Raw genomic sequence first — 16972 nt, 5'->3', positions numbered from 1 at the left:
GTTCTCAGACTTTGACTTTTTTTTAGTCCAGAAAGATGATATAATGTCATATGATAAATTCGAAGATATTATAGGTGACTCTATGAAAATTGATAAAAGGCATCTCCTAAATTACTCTATCCTAGTGCCTTATTTAATCCTTTCAGTAATTGGACTGATTGTTGTTTATTCAACAACTAGTGCGACACTGATTCAGTATGGTGTGAATCCCTTTATGTCAGTACTGAACCAAGGTGTTTTTTGGTTAATCAGTCTATTTGCAATTGGTTTTATATATAAGTTAAAATTAAACTTTTTGAAAAACTCTCGTACATTGACAATGACTATGATGGTAGAAGTAGTGCTTTTGTTGATTGCACGTTTTTTCACCAAGACCGTCAACGGTGCCCACGGTTGGATTGTCATTGGTCCTATTAGTTTCCAACCAGCTGAGTATTTAAAAATCATCATTGTGTGGTTCTTAGCCTTTACATTTGCAAGGCGTCAAGAATTGATTTCGACATATGACTATCAAGCTTTGACTAAGCGCAAATGGTGGCCAACTAAGCTTAGTGATTTGAAAGATTGGCGCGTGTATTCGTTAGTTATGGTTCTTTTGGTTGCGGCGCAGCCTGACCTTGGAAATGCAGCTATCGTCGTTTTGACTGGTTTGATTATGTATTCTATCAGTGGTGTAGGTTATCGTTGGTTTTCAGCTATTCTGGCAACCATCACAGCCTTCTCAACTGTCTTTCTTGGAATAATTGCTATTGTCGGGGTTGATAAGATGGGGAAAGTTCCTGTCTTTGGTTATGTTGCTAAACGTTTCAGCGCCTTTTATAACCCATTTAAAGACTTGTCCGATTCAGGACACCAATTGGCACACTCTTATTATGCAATGAGTAACGGTGGCTGGTTTGGTCGTGGTCTTGGAAATTCTATCGAAAAAGGTGGCTATCTCCCAGAAGCAACCACAGACTTTGTTTTTCCAGTCGTGATGGAAGAACTTGGCATGATTGGTGCAAGCCTCATCCTAGCTTTGCTATTTTTCCTAATCTTACGCATCATGCATGTTGGTATTAAGGCTAAAAATCCATTTAACTCGATGATTGCTCTTGGAATTGGTGGGATGATTCTAATGCAAACCTTCGTTAATATCGGTGGTATTTCAGGCTTGATTCCATCTACAGGGGTTACCTTCCCGTTCTTATCGCAGGGAGGAAATAGTGTTTTGGTCTTGTCGGTAGCGGTTGGTTTTGTTTTGAATATCGATGCTAATGAAAAACGTGAAGAAATTTATCGCGAAGCAGAAGCAGAGTTACGAGCAAAACAACGAGCAGCCCAAATCCACGAAGAAGATAACGTTATTGATTTAGATAGCTTTTATTAATAAAGTAAAACTCTCCTAGATATTTAGGAGAGTTTTTTGTTAAAGAAAAGAAGAAAAGTGAACTTGAAAATGGAAGTTTCTTTCATGTAAATACAAGCAAAAATGGTTGTATTTTGCCTATTCACACCCTTACAAAATGAAGAAATCTTAAATTAAGCAGTAAAATACTTGCAATTCTTGCATAATTTGTTAAAATAGTAAGGTAAAGTTAGACTGTATTGCCTACTGTCTATCTATAAAATATATTTTATTGGAGGCTTTTACCCAAATGGCAAAAGAAAAATACGATCGTAGTAAACCACACGTTAACATTGGTACAATTGGACACGTTGACCACGGTAAAACTACTTTGACAGCTGCAATTACAACAGTTCTTGCTCGTCGTCTTCCAAGCGCAGTTAACACACCAAAAGACTACGCTTCTATCGATGCTGCTCCTGAAGAACGCGAACGCGGTATCACAATCAACACTGCACACGTTGAATACGAAACTGCTAAACGTCACTACGCTCACATCGACGCTCCAGGACACGCGGACTACGTTAAAAACATGATCACTGGTGCTGCCCAAATGGATGGTGCTATCCTTGTAGTAGCTTCAACAGATGGTCCAATGCCACAAACTCGTGAACACATCCTTCTTTCACGTCAAGTTGGTGTTAAACACCTTATCGTCTTCATGAACAAAGTTGACCTTGTTGATGACGAAGAATTGCTTGAATTGGTTGAAATGGAAATCCGTGACCTTCTTTCAGAATACGATTTCCCAGGTGATGAACTTCCAGTTATCCAAGGTTCAGCACTTAAAGCTCTTGAAGGTGACACTCACTACGAAGACATCATCATGGAATTGATGGACACTGTAGATGAATACATTCCAGAACCAGAACGTGATACTGACAAACCATTGCTTCTTCCAGTCGAAGACGTATTCTCAATCACTGGTCGTGGTACTGTAGCATCAGGACGTATCGACCGTGGTACTGTTAAAGTCAACGACGAAGTTGAAATCGTTGGTATCCGTGACGACATCCAAAAAGCTGTTGTTACTGGTGTTGAAATGTTCCGTAAACAACTTGATGAAGGTCTTGCAGGGGATAACGTTGGTGTTCTTCTTCGTGGTATCCAACGTGATGAAATCGAACGTGGTCAAGTTCTTGCTAAACCAGGTTCAATTCACCCACACACTAAATTCAAAGGTGAAGTTTACATCCTTACTAAAGAAGAAGGTGGACGTCACACTCCATTCTTCAACAACTACCGTCCTCAATTCTACTTCCGTACAACTGACGTTACTGGTTCAATCGAACTTCCAGCAGGTACTGAAATGGTAATGCCTGGTGATAACGTTACTATCGACGTTGAATTGATTCACCCAATCGCCGTTGAACAAGGTACTACATTCTCAATCCGTGAAGGTGGACGTACTGTTGGTTCAGGTATCGTTTCAGAAATCGAAGCTTAATTTTAGTTAATTAATTAAGTTCCCAGATAACAATTATTAGTCAGATAGTAATTGTGGAAAGAGTCCCGAAGGGGGCTCTTTTTTTGCAATTTCTTTCATGATTATGTGTAAAAATCCCCTCGAACCTTTAAAAGATGCTGAAAATATGATAAAATAAGGGGGTAAATAAAAATAGAAGAGGTATGTGAAATGTCACGTAAACCATTTATCGCTGGTAACTGGAAAATGAACAAAAATCCAGAAGAAGCTAAAGCATTCGTTGAAGCAGTAGCTTCTAAATTGCCTTCATCAGAACTTGTTGAAGCTGGTATCGCAGCTCCTGCACTTGACCTTTCAACAGTTCTTGCTGCAGCTAAAGGTTCAAACCTTAAAGTTGCTGCCGAAAACTGCTACTTTGAAAACGCTGGTGCTTTCACTGGTGAAAACAGCCCTAAAGTATTGTCTGAAATGGGAACTGACTACGTTGTAATCGGTCACTCAGAACGTCGTGAATACTTCCACGAAACTGACGAAGATATCAACAAAAAAGCAAAAGCTATCTTTGCTAACGGTATGCTTCCAATCATCTGCTGTGGTGAAACTCTTGAAACTTACGAAGCTGGTAAAGCTGCTGAATTCGTAGGTGGACAAGTTTCTGCTGCTCTTGCTGGATTGTCAGAAGAACAAGTTTCTTCACTTGTTATCGCATACGAACCAATCTGGGCTATCGGTACTGGTAAATCAGCTAGCCAAGACGACGCACAAAAAATGTGTAAAGTAGTTCGTGACACAGTTGCAGCTGACTTCGGTCAAGCAGTAGCTGACAAAGTTCGCGTTCAATACGGTGGTTCAGTTAAACCTGAAAACGTTGCAGCTTACATGGCTTGCCCAGACGTTGATGGTGCCCTTGTTGGTGGTGCATCACTTCAACCAGAAAGCTTCCTTGCACTTCTTGACTTCGTAAAATAATCAGGAATCATTGAAGCCATATTAAAAACTACCTGTCCTAGGACAAGTAGTTTTTTTGTACAAAAAAAGACTTGGATTTTATTTCCAAGCCTTTTAAGTTTAATAACGTCTAAGAATTTTTTTGAGATTATGGATAAGTTTGTATTTGAGAGGATGTGGGTAATAACGGAATGTTCCCATCTTACGTGTGATGTAGCCGTTATAATTTTGTTTAAAGCGTAGAACGCCATCAGAACCATCAAACACTCCTGTAATACCTAAGAGGTTATAAGTAGTAATACCGCGTTTAATAGCTTCTAGCATAACGTATTCTTGAAGAAGAGCTGGTGCATAGAATTTATTGAACTCAGGGTAAGAACCAGAGAAGAGGTAGACAGCTTCTTGTTTAGTATAAACGAAGAGGCTACCTGCTAAGATAACGTTTTGTGAACCATATTTTTCAATGAATATTTTGGCTTCTGCAATACGTGTATCAAATGTAGCTGATTGACTTGATAATTCACGCAGCTGATTTTGTTTCTTTTCAGATCCGTTATTGTTTTCAATAGCTGTACGAAGTTTCTCGATTCGTTTTTCGAGTTTAGCTTGGTCGCTTTCGAGGTGTTTGAGATAATCTTGGAAATTAAGGCTTGCTACCATAAATTCACAAGCGTCACCAAAGCTATCATAGAAATCTTGATAGTAGTCTAGTGATTTATCGACATAATCTCTGCGGTTAGAAGTTGCAGAAGTGATTTCTTTGAAGAGCGGAAGCTCGCTACGATCAAGTTTTCGAAGAGTAATTCCAAATGTTTTAGCTTTCTTAACAAGTGGACGACCTTTTTTACTGAATGATTTTAGTAAGGATTTTTCATCCAAATCGGTCAAATCTTTGACGTAATGCCAATCAGGCTCACCGCCAGGGTAACCTGTCATAAGGCCGTCGTGTTGATAGCCTAGTGATGTGAAATCTTCAATCAAGTTGATTCTTTCATCATCAGTTGCTTCACCATTGGTATCAAAGTGTTGATAGGTATCAAATGGTTTAACCAATAATTCGATGGCACCATTTTCTTTGGCGTAGCTTTGAAGGCCTTGGTAGAAGGCTTTTAGGTAAGACTGATCACGAGAAGCAGGACCAGAATTGATTTCCATATGAAGTCCGCCAGCCACTGGTATAGAGTAAAGGACACCAGCAACTTGGATTTCATCAGCTTCTTTTAACCCAAGAAAAGTGACTTGGTAGCCACGTTTTTCAAGCAAATCTGCCATTTCGACAGATTGCATGAAAGATTTGTAGTTGACGGTATTGCAAAAAGTCTCAAAAACTTTTTTATCGATAATCTCAAGAGACATTAATGGCTATTTCTCCTTTGTTTGCGAATGTTATAAGCCAAGTTTGATAGTTTGTAAAGCAAACCATTTACTGGTATGTTAAATTCACCAATGAATTCTTCGATTGTAGGGTTGAAGTTTGATTTGAATTTAGTCAAACCGTCATCAAGTGTTCCTTCGACACCACCCATATTTGCCCAGATGATGCCATCGGCGTAAGCATCTTCAAATACTTTTGGATAAAGTGAGTATTGAGGGTAGAATTTCTTGAATTCATCGTTCATACCAGCGTAAAGCATTTCCATAACGTTACCAAATGACACTGACAAGATACCAGCGATGATTAATTCATCAGGGTATTTTTCAACGAATTCTTCAAATTCTTTGATGTATTTTGTAACAGAATTTTTTTGTTGAGTGAGTTTTGTCAAACGTTTCTTTTGGTGTTCAGCTGTTTCAGCCAAGTCTTTTTCGATTTGAGCCAATTGTTCTTTGTATTCAGCTAAACGTTTTGGAAGGTTAACTTTTGCCAAGTGAAGGTAAGCATCGTCACCATAAATTTCCATCATTTTACGGAAGTAATCTTCGTTACGAAGAGCAACCCCTTTACGGTTTTCTGTAAGGGCAACGACGTCAGCAAAAGCTTTCACATCATCGATTGTACCACGTGTAGTGATAACACCACGGTGAACAGCGTCTTTCATCAAACGTTTTGTGTGTTTAGGGAAAGTTGATGTCATGTCTTCTTGTGTGTAGACATTAGCTTGGAAACGTGGTTGGATGCTTTCAGCAATAGTTGTTGTGCGTCCAGTCCATTCGCAGCCAGCAGCTTTTAAGTTGTCGATAGCAAGAAGTGTGTCTTTATTTTCATCAACTTCTTCACCAATTTTGTATTGTTTAAGCAACAAAGCTGGGTCCATTTTGATGAAAAGGGCGTGTTTTGTTTTACCGTATTTTTTAAGTGATTTGATGACAAATGCAACGAGTTCTTTGTCACTGTAATCCATAATTGGTCCACGTGGGATGTAAAGCATGGTAAAGCCAAGTGGCAAAGCTTTGATAAGGATAGAAGCAGAAGCGACTAATTGGTCATCTTTGTAAAAACCAATGCGTTCGTTGTCCCAATTATCTTTAACTTTTTCCCAATTTGATGATTGTAAAAGGTTTGTTTGATTGCTTGATTTTGCAAAATTATCGTGTTCTTCAGCTGAGATACCGATTTTATAGCTATACATTATTCTAAGACCCACTCTCTAAGGGCGTGTGCAACGCCGCTTTCTTCGTTTGATTTTGTAATATATTTAGCGATTTCTTTAAGTTCTGGTGTACCATTTTCCATAACAACTGGGTTACCAACCGCTTCTAACATAGCACGGTCATTTTCGGCGTCACCGATAGCCATAGTTTGGTCAGCAGTAAGTCCCATTTTTTCAGCAAGGTGCTTGATGGCATTTCCTTTGCTGGCTTTTTTGTTCATGAATTCTAGGTAAAATGGTGTTGATTTAACAATCGTGTATTTATCGAAGAATTCTTGTGGAATTTTTTCGATGGCAGCATCAAGAACTTCAGGTTCATCGATGTACATCATTTTAATAATTTCTTTATCGCCCATTTCTTCTGGAGTGCGGTAAAAAATTGGCATATTAACCAAACTTGATTCGTGAACCGTGTATTTTCCAATGTTGCGGTTAGCCGTGTAAATACCTTTTTTCGTGATAGCATGCATATGAACATCTAATTTACGGCTAAGGAATTCAATATCAAGATAGTCTTCATAGGTCATGGTTTCTGTGATGATGTTTTCACCAGTTGAAGTATCTTGGACTAGCCCACCATTGAAGGTGATGACATAATCGCCTTCTTCTCTTAGATTTAATTCGTTAAGAAGTGGCTGAACACCTGGGATAGGACGTCCAGTTGCGATAATGACCTTAACACCTTGTTTTTTAGCTTCTTGAACAGCTTCAAAAACCTCAGGCGTGACTTTACGGTCGTTGGTTAAAAGTGTGCCGTCGATATCGACAGCGACTAATTTAATAGACATAAGGTTAGTTTACCCCTCCTAAAGAATCTCTACCTATATATCTTACTAAAAAGTGGCTTATTTGTCATGGGGAACACAAGGAATTCTAAGAGGTATCGTTTTCATTTTAAAAAATGTCAAATGAAAAAAAGGAGTGGAATAAAACTTAGACAATTGTCATCAGTTTTATTCCTAACTCCTTAGTGATGAGAAACAAAATGATCGTTTGAAATATAGCTCATAAATTCTTTTTTGGTATGAGCAAATAAGTCATCATCGCTGAGCATTTCTTTTGGAAAATAGAAGCGTCTATCTCCATAAATCGTCCCTGTCAAGGTTTTTACGATAGGTGAGATGGTTGAAAGTTCAACGACTGAACCATCTTTTTGAATCATATTAATCTCAGTGCGAGGTTCTTTCTTCTCAGGGCGGTAAATGTCATAGGGGAGGTCAAAATTAACGTGGATACCGGTGTAATAGTTTGGATCAAAACCAACAGATTTCACCAATTCAACTAAATGATTGAGGTCTTTACGAGATTCTTCTTCGAAAGTTACGGATTTGAAAACCTTACGGTTAACAAAACGGCTGGCTAAATCTGCTAGAATGTCATCTTCAGCAGTCATCCAAGCTTGAAAATAAGTGTTCATCACACCATCATCCAGAGATAAATAATCAGCTAGACTAGCTTGATTAGCCAAAAATGGGATGAGATTTGGTGACGTTTTTTCAAAGAAGTGGCTATCAATGTGATAAAGGTATTTGGCACGTTTTAAGAGATTTTGCAGCAAGACTTCCATAGCTCGGCTAGCGGGGTGGAAATAGACTTGCATGTACATTTGAAATCGACTGACAATGTAGTCTTCGACAGCGTGCATGCCGTTATATTCAAAGACAATGCCATCAGCTGTTGGACGAATAACACGCAAGATGCGTGTCAAATCAAATTGACCATATCTTGCTCCACTGTAGTAGGAGTCGCGCAAAAGGTAATCCATTCGGTCGCAGTCAATCTGGCTAGAGATGAGTTGCACCACTTGCTTGTTGTGGTATGTGTGGTTGATGACACTTGCAACTTTTTCAGGAAAATCTGGTGATACTCGGCGTAAAATCGCATTAACTTCTGTATCAGGATTAGTGATGATTTCTTGGGTGATGGCCTCGTGGTCAGTATCAAAAAGCTTTTCAAAAGTGTGCGAATAAGCACCATGCCCCACATCGTGTAAGAGGGCTGCTACCATGGTCAAAAGATTTTCATTAGAATCCCAAATCTCTGGAAATTTGGCATCAAAAATCTCAGTTACTCGTCTAGCAATTTCATAAACGCCTAAGCAATGTGAAAAACGGCTGTGCTCAGCACCATGAAAGGTGAAAACTGTTGTCGAGACTTGTTTGACACGACGTAGACGCTGAAATTCTTTACTATTGATAAGGTCATAAATGACCGGATGATTGACGGTTATATAATTGTGAACAGGGTCACGAAATACTTTTTCATTCATAGTTTCATTATAACAAAAAAGCTAAAAATGCTAAGGGTTTAGCTCTTGAAATAATCTTGTTTACGAAAGTAAAAAAATTGCTTATAATGGAGTCTATGACAAATGAACTTATCTTACGTTTAATCCAGATTTTTTTGGTTTTCTTAATTATTTGGATTTTTGGAAATATCATCTTGCATGCCAAGAAAAATAAAATTAACTTAAAGGAAAGATTCTGGACTGGTCTTTGGATAGGCTATCTGACAGACTTACTAGATACGCTGGGTATTGGAACCTTTGCGACTAGTACGGCGCTTTTTAAGGCGACAAAATTGGTCAAAGATGATAAACAAATTCCTGCGACCTTGTCAACTGCTCACGTCATTCCTGTCTTGATTGAGGCGCTTTGCTTTATCACGATTGTGAAAGTGGAATTGCCAACCTTGTTAGCGATGGCAACGGCTTCTTTTGTGGGAGCTCTTGTCGGGACACGTCTTACGAAAAACTGGGACACACGTCATGTGCAAAGAGCTTTGGGAACGCTATTGATTATTGCTGCGCTTATCATGGTTTATCGCATGATTGCAAATCCTGGTGCAGGAATGGGTGACGGTGTTCACGGTCTTCATGGCATATGGCTTTTTGTTGGTATAGTGTTCAATTTTACGATTGGTATTTTGATGACAATGGGATTGGGAAACTATGCTCCAGAATTGATTTTCTTTTCAATGCTCGGAATTAATCCGTCGATTGCTTTGCCAGTTATGATGTTGGATGCTGCTGTTATTATGTCAGCAAGTACGACAGAATTTATCAAATCTGGTCGCGTGAATTGGCCAGGGGTTCTAGGAATCATTATTGGTGGTTCTTTTGGTGTCTTGACGGCTGCCTTTTTCCTTAGTCAGCTAGATATCAATAAGTTTAAAATACTGATTGTTTTCATTGCTATTTTTACTGGAACTAGTTTACTTCGTTCATCAGCAATTAAGCGTTAAAATAGCGTTATTATTAGCTTTACGAAGAAAGAATTGGTATAATTTTAGAGAAAGGAAGAAGCTTACTTAGATGAAACTTCATATTAAGAATAAAATTGATTTAGATGGACAAGTTGAGTTAGTTGAGCAATCATACCCAGTCAAATTAACCGAAAAAAATGGTCATATCTATCTTACCTATACCAATGAAGAAAAAGAAACGGTTATGCTTAAGTGTAATGACCAAGAGTTGATTATGACACGTTTTTCAACGCCAAAATCAATCATGCGATTTCATCGCGAACTGCCAGCTATAGTTGCTATTCCAACCCCAGTTGGTATGCAACATTTACAAACACAAACCAGTGTTTATGAGTTGGATACCAAAGAGCAAAATCTTAAAATCCACTATCAACTAAAACAAGTTGAAGGGGATAATGTTTTTGCAAACTATCAGCTAGAAATCAAGTGGTTGTAAGCCTAACCAAAGCTTGATATATCAAGCTTTAGCTACTTGTAAGATTAGTTGACAAATGGTTTTAAAATTGATATGATTACTCTGTATTCAAGGGAGTAGCAGACGGGTAAAACCCGTGACATGGTCGTCATTACGAAAGAAATTTCCGGCCCTGTCTTAAACAGCGAGACTTGTTTTAAAAAAACAGGTCTCTTTTTCTATAGAGGAGACCATAGGAGGAAGTTATTTTGTCTAAAGAACAAAGTAAAGCTCTGTTTTATACACAGAGCAAAGATGAAACATTGGAAACTCTGAAGTCATCACGTGATGGTTTGTCTACAGCCGAAGCTCAAAAACGCTTGGACGAATTTGGTCACAATGAACTTGATGAAGGTGAAAAACGTGGTTTGTTTGCGAAATTCATCGATCAGTTCAAAGATTTGATGATTATCATTTTGTTGGTCGCTGCGGCTCTTTCTGTTATTACAGAAGGAATGCACGGATTGACAGATGCTTTAATTATTCTTGCTGTTGTCATCTTGAACGCAGCATTTGGTGTTTACCAAGAAGGTCAAGCAGAAGCTGCGATTGAAGCACTTAAAGACATGTCTAGTCAGATTGCGCGTGTTCGTCGTGATGGCCATGTAGTGGAAATTGACTCACGCGAATTAGTGCCTGGTGATATTGTCATGCTTGAAGCTGGGGATGTTGTTCCAGCAGATATGCGTCTTTTAGAAGCTGCGTCATTGAAGATTGAAGAAGCAGCTTTGACTGGTGAATCTGTTCCAGTTGAGAAAGATTTGTCTGTTGAGGTTCCAGCTGATGCAGGTATCGGTGACCGTGTGAATATGGCTTACCAAAACTCAAACGTTACCTACGGACGAGGTGTTGGTGTGGTTGTTAACACTGGTATGTATACTGAAGTTGGTAAAATTGCTGACATGCTTGCAAATGCCGATGAAACAGATACACCACTTAAACAAAGTCTTAACCAATTGTCTAAAGTATTGACTTACTTGATTGTTGGGATTGCTGCCGTTACTTTCCTTATCGGTGTCTTTGTCCGTGGTGAAGCTCCACTTAACGGTTTAATGGTTGCCGTTGCACTTGCGGTTGCTGCTATTCCAGAAGGTTTGCCTGCCATTGTAACAATCGTTTTATCAATGGGGACAACAACCTTAGCCAAACGTAATTCTATCGTTCGTAAATTGCCAGCTGTTGAAACACTTGGTTCTACAGAAATCATTGCCTCAGATAAAACAGGGACATTGACAATGAATCAAATGACAGTTGAAAAAGTGTACACAAATGGTCAATTGCAAAATGCTACTAGCGAAATTGCAGCTGATAACAACACACTTCGTATCATGAACTTTGCCAATGATACAAAAATTGATCCAAATGGTAAATTAATCGGAGACCCAACTGAAACAGCACTTGTTCAATTTGGTCTTGACCACAGTTTTGATATTCGTGAAGTTCTTAAAAAAGAACCACGTGTGGCAGAATTACCATTTGATTCTGAACGTAAATTAATGTCAACGATTCACAAAGAAGCTGATGGTAAGTACCTTGTTGCTGTTAAAGGTGCTCCAGATCAATTGCTTAAACGTGTGACTCGTATCGAAGAAAATGGTCAAGTTCGCGATATTACAGCAGATGAGAAGAAAGCTATTTTAACTGTCAATAAAGATCTTGCTAAACAAGCTCTTCGTGTTTTGATGATGGCTTATAAATATGTTTCTGAAGTGCCAACACTTGAATCAGATATTGTTGAATCTGATTTGATTTTCTCAGGTCTTGTCGGAATGATTGACCCAGAACGTCCAGAAGCAGCGAAAGCTGTTGCTGTTGCTAAGGAAGCTGGTATTCGTCCAATTATGATTACTGGTGACCACCAAGATACAGCGGAAGCTATTGCTAAACGTCTTGGTATCATTGAAGATGACGGTCAAGACCACGTCTTCACAGGTGCGGAACTTAATGAATTGTCAGACGAAGAATTCCAAAAAGTCTTCAAACAATACTCAGTTTATGCGCGTGTGTCTCCTGAACACAAAGTTCGTATCGTAAAAGCATGGCAAAATGAAGGTAAAGTTGTTGCCATGACTGGTGATGGTGTTAATGATGCGCCATCACTTAAGACGGCTGATATCGGTATCGGTATGGGGATTACTGGTACAGAAGTTTCTAAAGGAGCTTCTGACATGGTCCTTGCTGACGATAACTTTGCAACGATTATCGTTGCCGTTGAAGAAGGACGTAAAGTCTTCTCTAATATTCAAAAATCAATTCAATACCTTCTTTCAGCTAACATGGCTGAAGTCTTCACAATCTTCTTTGCAACACTATTTGGTTGGGACGTTCTTCAACCTGTTCACCTTCTATGGATTAACTTGGTAACAGATACGCTACCAGCGATTGCGCTTGGTGTTGAACCAGCTGAACCAGATGTGATGACTCACAAACCTCGTGGACGTAAATCAAACTTCTTTGATGGTGGGGTTATGGGGGCGATTATCTATCAAGGTATTTTCCAAACCTTACTTGTTTTAGGTGTTTACGGATGGGCATTGATGTTCCCAGAACATGCTTCAAATCGTATGATGCACGAAGATGCTTTGACAATGGCATTTGCAACACTAGGTTTGATTCAATTGCTGCATGCCTTTAACGTTAAATCTGTCTACCAATCAATCTTTACGGTTGGAGCTTTCAGAAATAGAACCTTTAACTGGGCAATTCCAGTAGCCTTCTTACTATTGATGGTTACTATTGCGGTACCTGGATTTAACCAATTATTCCACGTTTCACACTTGAGTGTAACACAATGGTTGGCTGTCATCATCGGAAGCTTGCTCATGGTTGTTTTGACAGAAATTGTCAAAGCTGTCCAACGTGCTCTTGGTCAAGATGAAAAAGCTATTTAAAATATGCTAACTATTAGCTAGGACAAATTGTCCTAGCTTTTTTGCTTTCTGAAAATCTTTGAAAAATTTATGGTAGAATATTCTGGGGAGGCTTTCATGATTAAAGCAATTATATTTGATATGGATGGTGTTTTATTTAACACTGAGAATTTTTATTTTGACCGTCGTGAGGCATTTTTAGGAAGTAAAGGCATTTCTATCAAGCATTTGCCACCTAAATTTTTTGTTGGTGGACGTATGGATCAGTTCTGGGAAAAAATCTTAGGTGACAAGATTTCAAACTATGATACAAAAGCTTTGGAAGCAGAATACACTGCTTATAAAAATGTTCATCGACCAGATTATAGTCAATTAGTTTTTCCAGATGCCAAAAAGGTACTTGGTGATTTAAAAGCAAAAGGATATGTTTTGGCTTTGGCTTCAAACACTGTGCGAAAAGATGTTGAGCGAGCTTTGACAAAATGTGGCTTGTTTGACTTTTTCACTTATATTTTGACAGGTGATGACTTCAAAGAAGGTAAACCAAACCCAGCAATTTATAACGCCGCTTGCGCTAAATTAGGATTCGATAAAGGTGATATTGTTATTATTGAAGATAGCCAAAAAGGAATCCAAGCCGGTGTGGCAGCGGGAGTGCGAGTGATTGCTATTCGTGATAAAGTATTTGGCATTGATCAATCACAAGCTAGTGTCTTGGTTGATAGCTTAACAGAAGTTATGCAAGTGATTGAAAAAGAAGCTTAATGGCATTGTCATATTGAAAGGTAATTGTTTTAGGAATTGTAGCCTAAGCTAGGTAAATAAAATGGCTGCTAATGGTAGCCAATAGCAATTTTACAGCCTTTATGATAAAATAAAAAGGCAGTAAGGAAATCTATAAAAGCGTCAAAAAGTAAAGATAAGCTGACTATAGATTTGATTAATTAAGTCCAAAAAGCAGATTAAAAATTCCTATTTTCATCTTGCTTTCTTAACGGACTCAATATCTTATGTTAACTGAATACGTTCTACGAGTTGTGCAAAAAAGAAAATTTTTTCTAGAGCTTAAGAGCTCTTCGTCAAAATTCCTATTTTTGCTTTACTCGTTTAACGAACTTAATATCTTAAGTTAACTGAATTCGTCCTAAAAGCGTCGTGAAAAAGATAATTCTTCTTGTGTCACAAGACACAGCGTCGAATTCCTATTTTCATCTCGCTTTCTTGACGGACTAAATATCTTAATAAAGGAGTTATCTCATGGAAGTGGCTGAAATCCGCCAAAAAATAGTAGAAAATCAAGAGAAGTTGACTAGCTTCAGGAGGTCTCTTTGACTTAGATCGTTTGGAAGAAGACATTGCGCTTCTTGAAAATAAAATGACTGAGCCAGATTTTTGGAATGACAACATTGCAGCGCAGAAAACATCTCAAGAATTGAACGGTTTGAAACAAACCTATGAAACATTTAACGAGATGCAAGAATTGTCTGATGAAACAGAACTATATTTGGAAATGTTAGATGAAGACGATTCTGTTCAAGCTGATTTAGAAGAAACTCTTGAAAAACTTGATAAAATCATGACAAGTTATGAAATGACACTTCTTTTATCAGAACCTTATGACCGTAACAATGCCATCTTGGAAATTCACCCAGGATCAGGTGGTACGGAAGCACAAGACTGGGCTGATATGCTTTTCCGTATGTACACACGTTATGGAAATGCCAAAGGCTTTAAAGTTGAAACCCTTGACTATCAAGCTGGTGATGAAGCTGGTATCAAATCAGTAACCCTTTCTTTTGAAGGACCAAATGCTTACGGACTTTTGAAATCAGAAATGGGTGTTCACCGTCTGGTTCGTATCTCACCATTTGACTCAGCTAAACGTCGCCATACGTCATTCTCTTCTGTTGAAGTGATGCCAGAATTGGATGACACTATTGAGGTTGAAATCCGTGATGATGATATCAAGATGGATACTTTCCGTTCAGGTGGTGCTGGTGGACAAAACGTCAACAAGGTTTCTACCGGTGTTCGTTTGACTCACATTCCAACAGGAATTGTTGTTGCGTCAACTGTTGACCGTACTCAATACGGTAACCGTGATCGCGCTATGAAAATGTTGCAAGCAAAACTTTATCAATTAGAACAAGAGAAAAAAGCGCAAGAAGTGGATGCTCTTAAAGGTGATAAAAAAGAGATCACTTGGGGTAGCCAAATCCGCTCATATGTCTTCACTCCATATACAATGGTTAAAGACCACCGTACAGGCTATGAAGTTGCTCAAGTTGATAAAGTCATGGATGGTGACATTGATGGTTTCATCGACGCTTTCTTGAAATGGCGTATTGATTAACTCGAAAGTAAAATTTTAGGATAACAAAATCGTAAAGGAAAATACAAATGGCATTAATTGAAATGAAAGGTGTAACTAAAAAGTATCACCGCTCAACAACTGCTTTGAGAGATATCAATGTATCTGTCAACCCAGGTGAATTTGTTTATATTGTTGGTCCTTCTGGTGCTGGTAAATCAAGCTTTATTAAATTGCTTTACCGCGAAGAAAAAGTGTCTGCTGGAACACTTAAAGTTGGGGAATTTAACCTTACAAAAATGAAAAAACGTCAAATCCCAATTTTGCGTCGTAGCATTGGCGTTGTCTTCCAAGACTACAAACTTCTTCCTAAGAAGACTGTTTTTGAAAACGTTGCTTATGCCATGCAAGTTATTGGTGAAAAGCCACGTGAAATCAAAAAACGCGTTCCAGAAGTGCTTGAACTTGTTGGACTTAAACACAAAATGCGTTCATTCCCAGACCAATTATCTGGTGGTGAACAACAACGTGTGGCAATTGCGCGTGCCATCGTTAACAATCCAAAAGTATTGATTGCTGACGAACCAACTGGTAACCTTGACCCAGAAATTTCTTGGGAAATCATGCAATTGTTAGAACGTATCAACCTTCAAGGGACAACCGTTCTAATGGCAACACACAACAAACAAATCGTTGATAACCTTCGCCATCGCGTTATCGCAATTGAAGAAGGACGTATTGTACGTGATGAAGAGGAAGGAGAATACGGATATAATGATTAGACACTTTTTCCGCCACTTATGGGAATCTATTAAAAGTTTAAAACGAAACATCTGGATGACCATTGCATCAGTCAGCTCAGTTGCGATTACATTGACACTTGTTGGTATTTTTGCAGCTGTTCTCTTGAACGTTGAAAAAATTGCTCAAGGTATTGAAAATAATATTCAAATTAGTGTTTATTTGGATGTTAACTCTGCTGATAATTCAGAAACAAAAACAAATGAAGTTGGTGAAACTGTTCAAAATGATGCTTATCACCAAGTTTATGACCAAATCAATGCACTTTCTGGTGTTAAATCAGTTACCTTCTCAAGTAAAGATGACCAATTAGCTAAGTTGAAAGAAACATATGGTGATGACTGGTCAATGTTTGATGGAGATTCAAATCCATTGCAAGACGTTTACGTTGTAGAAGCGACATCAGCATCAAAAGTTAAGAAAGTTGCTAATAAGATTTCTAAAATTGAAGGGGTTGAATCAGTTAACTACGGTGGTTCAAACTCAGATCAACTCTTCAAGATTTCTAAATTTATCCGTACATGGGGATTTGCAGGTACTGTTCTCCTTGTTGTCGTAGCTATTTTCTTGATTTCAAATACAATTCGTATGACAATTATGTCTCGTCACCGCGATATTGAAATCATGCGTTTGGTTGGTGCTAAGAACTCTTATATCCGTGGCCCATTCTTCTTTGAAGGTGCTTGGGTTGGTTTGCTTGGTGCAATTGTTCCATCAATCATCATTTACTTCGGTTATAAAGCCGTTTACGCATCAGTAAATCCACAATTCGAGGTCCAAGGTTTGACACTTTACCCAGCTGACACATTCCTTCCAATGATTATCGGTGGTATGTTTGTTGTGGGTATCCTTATCGGATCACTTGGTTCAGTTATCTCAATGAGACGTTATCTTAAAATTTAATCTAAAAAAACAACTTC

The 16972-nt window shown here is 38.5% G+C and carries 14 protein-coding genes; 10 read left to right on the top strand and 4 right to left on the bottom strand.

Translation table 11 applies throughout. From position 1 onward, the window contains the following. Nucleotides 1-82: 82 nt before the first annotated feature. From ftsW to tpiA, 3 genes are all read left to right on the top strand, one after another. On the top strand, nt 83-1369 hold the full coding sequence (gene ftsW / locus BLR83_RS04820) for a cell division peptidoglycan polymerase FtsW (protein WP_074560669.1): 1287 nt from the start codon (nt 83-85) through the stop codon (nt 1367-1369). 268 nt (nt 1370-1637) lie between these two features. Next, nucleotides 1638-2834 carry an elongation factor Tu gene (gene tuf, locus BLR83_RS04815; protein WP_074481466.1) on the top strand — a complete coding sequence of 399 codons (1197 nt, stop codon included), beginning with the start codon at nt 1638-1640 and terminating at the stop codon, nt 2832-2834. 189 nt (nt 2835-3023) lie between these two features. Further along, the gene (tpiA, locus tag BLR83_RS04810; protein WP_009854602.1) at nt 3024-3782 is read left to right on the top strand and encodes a triose-phosphate isomerase; all 759 of its coding nucleotides are present in this window, start codon (nt 3024-3026) and stop codon (nt 3780-3782) included. A 99-nt stretch (nt 3783-3881) separates the two neighbouring features. Here the strand turns inward: tpiA and BLR83_RS04805 are convergent, their stop codons facing one another. The 4 genes from BLR83_RS04805 to BLR83_RS04790 all read right to left on the bottom strand — a co-directional run bounded on the left by BLR83_RS04805 (nt 3882) and on the right by BLR83_RS04790 (nt 8621). Further along, nucleotides 3882-5117 carry an aminoacyltransferase gene (locus BLR83_RS04805; protein ID WP_074560668.1) on the bottom strand — a complete coding sequence of 412 codons (1236 nt, stop codon included), beginning with the start codon at nt 5115-5117 and terminating at the stop codon, nt 3882-3884. Beyond that, nucleotides 5117-6331, bottom strand: coding sequence for an aminoacyltransferase (locus BLR83_RS04800; protein ID WP_039696548.1), 1215 nt, complete (start codon nt 6329-6331; stop codon nt 5117-5119). The genes BLR83_RS04805 and BLR83_RS04800 overlap by 1 nt, the downstream gene beginning before the upstream one ends. After that, nucleotides 6331-7140: a sugar-phosphatase gene (gene yidA, locus BLR83_RS04795; protein ID WP_074560667.1), complete on the bottom strand. Its 810-nt coding sequence runs from the start codon at nt 7138-7140 to the stop codon at nt 6331-6333. Before yidA ends, BLR83_RS04800 begins: the two co-directional genes overlap by 1 nt. A gap of 179 nt (nt 7141-7319) precedes the next feature. Further along, nucleotides 7320-8621 (bottom strand): HD domain-containing protein, encoded by a 1302-nt coding sequence (locus BLR83_RS04790; RefSeq protein WP_074560666.1) that lies wholly within the window; start codon nt 8619-8621, stop codon nt 7320-7322. A gap of 95 nt (nt 8622-8716) precedes the next feature. Between BLR83_RS04790 and BLR83_RS04785 the strand changes: the two genes are divergently transcribed. The 7 genes from BLR83_RS04785 to ftsX all read left to right on the top strand — a co-directional run bounded on the left by BLR83_RS04785 (nt 8717) and on the right by ftsX (nt 16955). After that, nucleotides 8717-9595, top strand: coding sequence for a sulfite exporter TauE/SafE family protein (locus BLR83_RS04785; RefSeq protein ID WP_074560665.1), 879 nt, complete (start codon nt 8717-8719; stop codon nt 9593-9595). Nucleotides 9596-9665: 70 nt separating this feature from the next. Further along, nucleotides 9666-10052 (top strand): YwiB family protein, encoded by a 387-nt coding sequence (locus tag BLR83_RS04780; protein WP_074560664.1) that lies wholly within the window; start codon nt 9666-9668, stop codon nt 10050-10052. A gap of 227 nt (nt 10053-10279) precedes the next feature. Then, the gene (locus BLR83_RS04775; protein WP_074560663.1) at nt 10280-12961 is read left to right on the top strand and encodes a cation-translocating P-type ATPase; all 2682 of its coding nucleotides are present in this window, start codon (nt 10280-10282) and stop codon (nt 12959-12961) included. 96 nt (nt 12962-13057) lie between these two features. Beyond that, nucleotides 13058-13705, top strand: a complete 648-nt coding sequence (locus tag BLR83_RS04770; protein ID WP_074560662.1) for an HAD family hydrolase — start codon at nt 13058-13060, stop codon at nt 13703-13705. Nucleotides 13706-14197: 492 nt separating this feature from the next. Then, a protein-coding gene (prfB, locus tag BLR83_RS04765) for a peptide chain release factor 2 (protein WP_142349791.1) occupies nt 14198-15293 on the top strand; the annotation gives its coding sequence in 2 pieces (ribosomal slippage) (nt 14198-14269 and nt 14271-15293; 1095 coding nt in all). A 47-nt stretch (nt 15294-15340) separates the two neighbouring features. Next, the gene (gene ftsE / locus BLR83_RS04760; protein WP_074481476.1) at nt 15341-16033 is read left to right on the top strand and encodes a cell division ATP-binding protein FtsE; all 693 of its coding nucleotides are present in this window, start codon (nt 15341-15343) and stop codon (nt 16031-16033) included. Beyond that, the gene (gene ftsX, locus BLR83_RS04755; RefSeq protein WP_074560660.1) at nt 16026-16955 is read left to right on the top strand and encodes a permease-like cell division protein FtsX; all 930 of its coding nucleotides are present in this window, start codon (nt 16026-16028) and stop codon (nt 16953-16955) included. The genes ftsE and ftsX overlap by 8 nt, the downstream gene beginning before the upstream one ends. Nucleotides 16956-16972: the final 17 nt, after the last annotated feature.

This window comes from Streptococcus equinus, assembly GCF_900101445.1.
GTDB classification, from domain to species: domain Bacteria; phylum Bacillota; class Bacilli; order Lactobacillales; family Streptococcaceae; genus Streptococcus; species Streptococcus equinus_B.
The sequence above is the reverse complement of the archived record's forward strand: the minus strand, read 5'-3'. Positions and strand labels throughout refer to the sequence as shown.

Excerpts from the sequence above, each read along its gene's own strand:
- BLR83_RS04780 (WP_074560664.1), top strand. The coding sequence starts at position 9,666 with ATGAAACTTCATATTAAGAATAAAATTGATTTAGATGGACAAGTTGAG.
- tuf (WP_074481466.1), top strand. The coding sequence starts at position 1,638 with ATGGCAAAAGAAAAATACGATCGTAGTAAACCACACGTTAACATTGGT.
- yidA (WP_074560667.1), bottom strand. The coding sequence starts at position 7,140 with ATGTCTATTAAATTAGTCGCTGTCGATATCGACGGCACACTTTTAACC.
- BLR83_RS04785 (WP_074560665.1), top strand. The coding sequence starts at position 8,717 with ATGACAAATGAACTTATCTTACGTTTAATCCAGATTTTTTTGGTTTTC.
- BLR83_RS04770 (WP_074560662.1), top strand. The coding sequence starts at position 13,058 with ATGATTAAAGCAATTATATTTGATATGGATGGTGTTTTATTTAACACT.
- ftsW (WP_074560669.1), top strand. The coding sequence starts at position 83 with ATGAAAATTGATAAAAGGCATCTCCTAAATTACTCTATCCTAGTGCCT.
- BLR83_RS04790 (WP_074560666.1), bottom strand. The coding sequence starts at position 8,621 with ATGAATGAAAAAGTATTTCGTGACCCTGTTCACAATTATATAACCGTC.
- ftsE (WP_074481476.1), top strand. The coding sequence starts at position 15,341 with ATGGCATTAATTGAAATGAAAGGTGTAACTAAAAAGTATCACCGCTCA.
- BLR83_RS04805 (WP_074560668.1), bottom strand. The coding sequence starts at position 5,117 with ATGTCTCTTGAGATTATCGATAAAAAAGTTTTTGAGACTTTTTGCAAT.
- ftsX (WP_074560660.1), top strand. The coding sequence starts at position 16,026 with ATGATTAGACACTTTTTCCGCCACTTATGGGAATCTATTAAAAGTTTA.
- BLR83_RS04800 (WP_039696548.1), bottom strand. The coding sequence starts at position 6,331 with ATGTATAGCTATAAAATCGGTATCTCAGCTGAAGAACACGATAATTTT.
- tpiA (WP_009854602.1), top strand. The coding sequence starts at position 3,024 with ATGTCACGTAAACCATTTATCGCTGGTAACTGGAAAATGAACAAAAAT.